The 4,683-nt window shown below is 60.7% G+C and carries 6 protein-coding genes; 3 read left to right on the top strand and 3 right to left on the bottom strand.

Annotated features, from left to right (window positions below):
• The first annotated feature begins 106 nt into the window (after nucleotides 1-106).
• Entirely contained in the window at nucleotides 107-1,423 is a 1,317-nt protein-coding gene (locus tag PMI37_RS22030) for a bifunctional DedA family/phosphatase PAP2 family protein (RefSeq protein WP_008085115.1), read from the top strand.
• 92 nt (nucleotides 1,424-1,515) lie between these two features.
• Here the strand turns inward: PMI37_RS22030 and PMI37_RS22025 are convergent, their stop codons facing one another.
• From PMI37_RS22025 to PMI37_RS22015, 3 genes are read right to left on the bottom strand one after another with little or no spacing between them, the layout of a single operon-like run.
• On the bottom strand, nucleotides 1,516-2,106 hold the full coding sequence (locus PMI37_RS22025) for an LON peptidase substrate-binding domain-containing protein (protein WP_008085113.1): 591 nt from the start codon (nucleotides 2,104-2,106) through the stop codon (nucleotides 1,516-1,518).
• A gap of 10 nt (nucleotides 2,107-2,116) precedes the next feature.
• Nucleotides 2,117-2,833, bottom strand: coding sequence for an LrgB family protein (locus PMI37_RS22020; RefSeq protein ID WP_008085111.1), 717 nt, complete (start codon nucleotides 2,831-2,833; stop codon nucleotides 2,117-2,119).
• A complete protein-coding gene (locus tag PMI37_RS22015) occupies nucleotides 2,833-3,195 on the bottom strand; it encodes a CidA/LrgA family protein (RefSeq protein ID WP_008085109.1) in 363 nt (120 codons plus the stop codon). The genes PMI37_RS22020 and PMI37_RS22015 overlap by 1 nt, the downstream gene beginning before the upstream one ends.
• Nucleotides 3,196-3,385: 190 nt before the next feature.
• Between PMI37_RS22015 and PMI37_RS22010 the strand changes: the two genes are divergently transcribed.
• Together PMI37_RS22010 and PMI37_RS22005 are read left to right on the top strand one after the other, a co-directional pair.
• Complete coding sequence (locus PMI37_RS22010; protein WP_007909575.1) at nucleotides 3,386-3,841, top strand: MaoC family dehydratase; 456 nt, start codon at nucleotides 3,386-3,388, stop codon at nucleotides 3,839-3,841.
• 102 nt (nucleotides 3,842-3,943) lie between these two features.
• A partial coding sequence (locus tag PMI37_RS22005) for an MORN repeat-containing protein (protein WP_008085107.1) occupies nucleotides 3,944-4,683 on the top strand: 740 nt, incomplete at its 3' end.

Raw genomic sequence — 4,683 nt, 5'->3', positions numbered from 1 at the left:
TGGAGGAGCTGCCGAAGGCTGCGATCTTTTGATCTTTTGAAAAGCAAAGATCGCAGCCTTCGGCAGCTCCTACAGGGGGAACATCAATGGTTTGGAGTTTTTTGGTATGGGCCCATGGCTCGATAGCGTAACCGGTTGGCTGGCGGCCAACCCGCAGTGGCTGGCCGCCGCGGTGTTCATTGTCGCGTGTGTGGAATGCCTGGCGATTGCCGGTTTGATCGTGCCCGGCACGGTGTTGTTGTTTGCCGTGGCCGTGCTGGCCGGCAGCGGCGCGCTGTCATTGAGCGAAACCTTGCTGCTGGGTTTCCTCGGCGGGATTCTCGGTGATTTGATCTCGTACTTCCTCGGCCGCCACTTCCACCAGAACATCCGCCGTCTGCCGGGGCTGCGCCATCACCCGGAATGGATGGCCGGTGCCGAAAGCTACTTCCAGCGTTACGGCATCGCCAGCCTGCTGGTCGGGCGCTTTATCGGCCCGTTGCGGCCGATGCTGCCAATGGTTGCCGGCATGTGCGACATGCCCTTCCCGCGTTTCGCCGCTGTCAGCCTGCTGGCCGCCGCCGGCTGGAGCCTTGCTTATCTGCTGCCCGGCTGGGCCACGGGCGCGGCCATTCGCCTGCCCCTGCCGGAAGGTTTCTGGCTGCAAGCCGGGATTGTCGCGGCGAGCATTGCCGTGATGGTCGGCCTCAGCGTCAACAGCAGCCTGCGCCGCCACCGCCGCGCGACGATCTGGATCAGCAGCATGAGCCTGTTGATCCTGATTGGCCTGTTCATCGGTTATCCCTACCTGACCGCCCTCGATCAAGGCGTCATGACGCTGGTGCAAGAACATCGCCAGCCGATGCTCGATGAAATCGCCGTGACGTTCACCCTGATCGGTGAATTCCGCAACATGCTGATGTTCAGCGCCCTGCTCACCGGTCTGTTGCTGCTGTGCCGACAGTGGCGCCAGGCAATCTTTGCTGGCGGCGTGTTGCTCTGCACCGCGTTGCTGAACACCGGCACCAAAATGTTTTTCGCTCGGGTGCGTCCGGAAGTGCTGAGCGATCCGCTGACCAGTTACAGCATGCCCAGCGGCCACGCTTCCGGCGCGTTTGCGCTGTTTCTGGTGCTGGCCGTTCTGGCAGGCCGGGGACAACCACCGCGCATGCGCCTGACCTGGCTGTTTGTCGGCTGCATTCCGGCCCTGTCGATTGCCTTGTCGCGGGTTTATCTGGGGGCGCATTGGCCGACGGACATCCTCGCCGGGGCGATGTTGGCGGCGTGCGTGTGTGCGGCGGGGTTGTGGCTGAGCCAGCGTAAACAGCCACTGAATGCCATGCCGTTCAAGGTCTGGTGGCTGATTTTGCCGGCGTTGGTGGTGTTGTTCAGTTTGTTTGTGTTTAGGCATTTGCCGAACACGATGTTGCGTTACGCGTATTGAAGATCAAAAGATCGCAGCCTTCGGCAGCTCCTACATGAGTTCATGTGTTCGTCATGTAGGAGCTGCCGCAGGCTGCGATCTTTTGCGGTCGATCAGGCAAACAGTTCGCCCTGCAACTCATCGAGTAACGCCTGGATCGCATCCAGTCGCTGCTGCGGATCGTCGAGTTGCAACAGGTCGATCTTGTCTTCCTCGGCAAACGGCAACAGATAGGCCAACTGATTGGCCAATGACTGCTGACCGAGCGCTTCGATGCCCATGTTCAAGGCTTCGACCATCGGGTGTTCCGCCAGCGCCTTGAGCAGCGCAACCAGATCGGCGTCTTCGTCCTGCAGCGGTTGCTCAGGCTCGTCATCCAGCCATTCGACGTCGGCAAGAATCAACTGATCGCGCTGCACTTCAGTGCGCAACACATTGAACCGGCGCCCTCCCTGCACGCGAATCCCCAGCAAGCCGTTGTCCTGCTGTTGGAAATCGGTGATGCGCGCCTCGCAGCCGACCAGCGCATAGCCCTCCGGCGCCAGCCCGACTTCGCTGCCCTGCAGAATGCACACCACGCCGAAACCGCCGCCCTGTTTCATGCAGCGGCCGATCATGTCCAGGTAGCGCGCCTCGAAGATCTGCAAGTCGAGATTGCAACCAGGAAACAGCACTGTGTTCAGCGGGAAAAGCGGCAGACTCATAGACATTTCCTTACACCACCATCGACACCGCCAACGGCAGGAACACCGCCGTGGCCACGCCCATCAGACTCATCGCCAGCGCCGCGAAGGCACCGCATTCATCGCTCTCCTGCAACGCCACCGAGGTGCCGACGGCGTGCGCGGTCATGCCCAGCGCCATGCCGCGCGCCTCGGGGCTGTGCACGCCAAGTCGGGTCAACAGCGCCGGGCCGAAGATCGCGCCGATCACCCCGGTGATCAACACGAATACCGCTGCCAGCGCCGCGACGCCACCGATCTGTTCGGCCACCAGCATCGCAATCGGCGAGGTTACCGACTTCGGCGCCATGGTCATCAGGATCATGTGCTCGGCGCCAAACCACCAGCCCAAAAGCACGCCCATGCCGGTCGCCACCACTCCGCCTATCACCAGCGTAGTAAAAATCGGCCAGAACAATTGGCGGATGCGTTTGAGGTTGAGATACAGCGGCACTGCCAGCGCCACCGTGGCCGGGCCGAGCAGAATACTGAGGATCTCGGTGCTCTTGCGGTATTCGGCATAGGTCAGGCCGCAGCCGAGCAATACGCCGATCACCAACAGCATGGAGACCAGCACTGGTTGCAGAAAGATCCAGCGGGTTTTCTCGAACGCCGCCAGCACCAGTTGATAGGCGCCGAGAGTGATGCCGATGCCGAACAATGGATGATGGATTACCGAGGCCCAGGCCCCTTGCCAGTCGAAGAGCATCAGGACTCCTCCGACCGGTGCGCATGACGTTTGACCATGCGTTGCATCAGCACGCCGGCAAACGCCATCGAAAGGATCAGCGACAGCACCAACGCGCCGACAATCGCCCAGAAATCGGCAGCAATCGCCGTCGCATACACCATCACGCCAACCGCCGGCGGCACCAGCAGCAATGGCAGATAACGCAGCAGACTGCCGGCCGCGAGGTTCAGCGGCTCGCCGACTTCACCGCGAATAATCAGGAAGATCAGCAACAGCAGCAGGCCGATGATCGGCCCCGGCAGCACCGGCAACAGCAAATGATTGAGCGCCGTGCCGAGCAATTGAAACAGCACCAGCAGGGTCAGGCCACGTAACAACATCCGACTTCTCTCCCGTCTCTCTCCCGTTCATCGCCCGCATTATAAGCACGCCTGCGCTATGGATCGGCATTCGCCAAAAGCATGGTCGGTTGACCGGAGCAAATCGCCATGATGATCTACAGTGGTTCGCAGGGCGGTCAAATCCCCCACCTGAAAAACTATAAAACCGATGAACCCAAGGAGAGTCTCAATGCCCTATGTTCCCGTTGCAGAGCTCAAAGATTATGTCGGCAAGGAACTCGGACGTTCCGAATGGCTCACCATCGATCAGGAGCGTATCAACCTGTTCGCCGAAGCCACCGGGGATTATCAGTTCATTCACGTCGACCCGGTCAAAGCCGCGCAAACGCCATTTGGCAGCACCATTGCTCACGGTTTCCTGTCGTTGTCGCTGATCCCGAAATTGATGGAAGACATCCTCATCCTGCCGCAAGGCGTGAAGATGGTGGTCAACTACGGCCTGGACAGTGTGCGTTTCATCCAGCCGGTCAAGGTCAATTCGAAAGTTCGCTTGAAGGTCGACCTCGGCGAAGTGACCGAGAAAAAACCTGGCCAGTGGCTGCTCAAAGCCACCGCAACGCTGGAGATAGAAGGTTCGGACAAACCGGCCTACATCGCCGAGCCGCTGTCGCTCTGCTTCGTGTAAACGTTCCGGATGCGAAGCAGCGCACGCTGTTTCGCGTCACGTCTCTATTTATGCGACGCATAGCTGCGGCATACTCGGTCGCCTAATTGCCCGGATCCCGCTATGCGCTCACTCGCCGCCCTCGCCCCCATTGCCTTGACCCTGATGCTCACCGCGTGCGGCGACGGCGAATCGCTGCTGCCCCCGGATGCGCGTCTGCCGGATGGCGGACGCTATCGCGGCGAACTGGTCGACGGCTTGCTGCAAGGTCAGGGACGCGTCGACTACCCCAATGGCAGCTGGTACGCCGGGCAGTTCGACAAGGGCCAGTGGCATGGCCAGGGCGAATGGCACGGCAGCAACGGCGAGGTCTATCGCGGGCAGTTCCAGCTTGGGCTGTTCGACGGTCAGGGCAGCCTGACGACCAACGCCAGCAGTTACACCGGCGGTTTCAAGCAGGGTCGGCGTGACGGCGAAGGCACCCTGAAAGAAAACGCCATGACCTACCGTGGCGAATTCAAGGCTGATCAATATTCCGGGCTCGGCCGTCTGGAAATGGACGACGGCAGCTCCTATCAAGGTCAGTTCGCCCACGGCAAGCCCAACGGCGAAGGTCAGCGTGGCGATTCCAGTGGCAACACGTTCAGCGGGCATTTCGTCAACGGTCAGCTGGAAGGTAACGGCACGTTCAACAGCGCTGACGGTGACATTTATGTCGGCGGCTTCAAGAACAATCAATTGCACGGCAAGGGCCGCTACGAAAACGCTGACGGCGATGTCTGGCTCGGTCAGTTCAAGGAAGGCGCGCTGACCGGCAAGGGCGAACTGATCGGCGCCGACGGCAGCCACTACATCGGCTCCCT

This window comes from Pseudomonas sp. GM80, assembly GCF_000282515.1.
In the GTDB taxonomy this organism is placed as follows: domain Bacteria; phylum Pseudomonadota; class Gammaproteobacteria; order Pseudomonadales; family Pseudomonadaceae; genus Aquipseudomonas.
This window is presented reverse-complemented; position numbering and strand designations above follow the sequence as displayed.

Excerpts from the sequence above, each read along its gene's own strand:
- PMI37_RS22025 (WP_008085113.1), bottom strand. The coding sequence starts at position 2,106 with ATGAGTCTGCCGCTTTTCCCGCTGAACACAGTGCTGTTTCCTGGTTGC.
- PMI37_RS22020 (WP_008085111.1), bottom strand. The coding sequence starts at position 2,833 with ATGCTCTTCGACTGGCAAGGGGCCTGGGCCTCGGTAATCCATCATCCA.
- PMI37_RS22030 (WP_008085115.1), top strand. The coding sequence starts at position 107 with ATGGGCCCATGGCTCGATAGCGTAACCGGTTGGCTGGCGGCCAACCCG.
- PMI37_RS22015 (WP_008085109.1), bottom strand. The coding sequence starts at position 3,195 with ATGTTGTTACGTGGCCTGACCCTGCTGGTGCTGTTTCAATTGCTCGGC.
- PMI37_RS22010 (WP_007909575.1), top strand. The coding sequence starts at position 3,386 with ATGCCCTATGTTCCCGTTGCAGAGCTCAAAGATTATGTCGGCAAGGAA.